Source organism: Komagataeibacter kakiaceti JCM 25156 (assembly GCF_000613305.1).
The window spans coordinates 1-889 of record NZ_BAIO01000741.1 but is presented as its reverse complement, the minus strand read 5'-3'; the positions used below and the strand labels follow the sequence as shown (position 1 = coordinate 889).

The following is an 889-nucleotide window of genomic DNA, read 5'->3' as shown; positions in this document are numbered from 1 at the left end:
CCCCGGCTCCCGCCCATCTGCCCCCGCCTGCGCCGCGCGTGTTGAACACGGGCGATGGCGCGTATGGCGTGCAGCTTGCGGCGCTGGATACGCAGGCGGCGGCCATGAAAAGCTGGAACGGCCTGACCAGCCGCTATCCCGCCCTGTTTGGTGACTACCAGCCCGCCGTGGTGAAGGCGGAGCGCAATGGCCGGACCTTCTACCGCCTGCGGATCAGGGGGCTGGACAGGGCGCAGGCCACGGCGCTGTGCGCGAAGGTCAGGGCGAAAAGCCTGCCGTGTGACCCGGTTCATTCCTGAGCATGACGGCGCGCCCGCCCACGGGCAGGGGGAGTGGTGACGGGGGATAGCGCCATGCCCGCCGCCGCTGCCCCGCCCGCGCCCATGACGGGCGCGCCTGTCATGCATCTGGAAGGGTTCGAGGGGCCGATGGACCTGCTTCTGGATCTGGCGCGGGCGCAGAAGGTGGATCTGTGGCGCATTTCCATCCTGCAGGTGGTCGAACAGTTCCTGGCCGTGGTGCGGTCCGCGCAGCGTGTCCGGCTGGAACTGGCGGCGGACTGGCTGGTCATGGCGGCGTGGCTGGCATGGCTCAAGTCACGCCTGCTCCTGCCCGAGGACGACGCCGAAGCCACCGATGCCGAGGAAGCCGCCGCCCTGCTGCATGAGCGGCTGCTGGAACTCGAACGCATGGTCCAGCTTGGCCGCTGGCTGGCCGATCGCCCCCAGTTGGGGCACGAGGTTTTCGGGCGCGGGGCGGGGGAAAGCCTGGTGGCCATTGACCGCTCGGGGCTGGCGGTTGACGTGCCGCAGCTCATGCGCGGTACCATGGCGGCCATGCGGCGGCGGGCGCGAAAATCCGTCTATCGGCCGCGCGTGCTGCGTCTGTG

General features: G+C 70.2%; 2 protein-coding genes. Both read left to right on the top strand.

Going from position 1 to position 889, the window contains the following annotated elements:
• On the top strand, positions 1-299 hold a 299-nt coding region (locus JCM25156_RS18505), incomplete at its 5' end, for an SPOR domain-containing protein (protein WP_025814315.1).
• 54 nt (positions 300-353) lie between these two features.
• A partial coding sequence (locus JCM25156_RS18495; RefSeq protein WP_199898885.1) for a segregation and condensation protein A occupies positions 354-889 on the top strand: 536 nt, incomplete at its 3' end.